Genomic DNA, 333 nt, shown 5'->3' with positions numbered 1-333 from the left:
CACGCGCGTGTCTGCGCGTGCCGGCCGGCGCCGCGCCGCGCCGCCCTGCGAGCCCTCCCGCAGCTGTGACTTGCCGGTGAGCGGCGCCGCCCCTAGCTCTCCGGGCTCTGCCGTGTTTCGCCGCGGCCCTCGGTCGCAGTGAAACAATCGGCCCGCCGCGTTCGTATCTCCTGTTGCGTTCGTAATCCCTCGTGCGCCTCGAACGGCGCGACCGAGACCCCCGGAGCACGACATGAACATCATCCATCGCCGCGCCTGGGCGCTGCCGGACAGCGCCGCGACCCCCGAAGCGCTGGTGCTGGGCCGGCGCGGCCTGCTGGCCGGCGCCGGCGC

The sequence above is a fragment of the Rhodoplanes roseus genome, from assembly GCF_003258865.1.
Taxonomy (GTDB): Bacteria; Pseudomonadota; Alphaproteobacteria; order Rhizobiales; family Xanthobacteraceae; genus Rhodoplanes; species Rhodoplanes roseus.
This window is presented reverse-complemented; position numbering follows the sequence as displayed.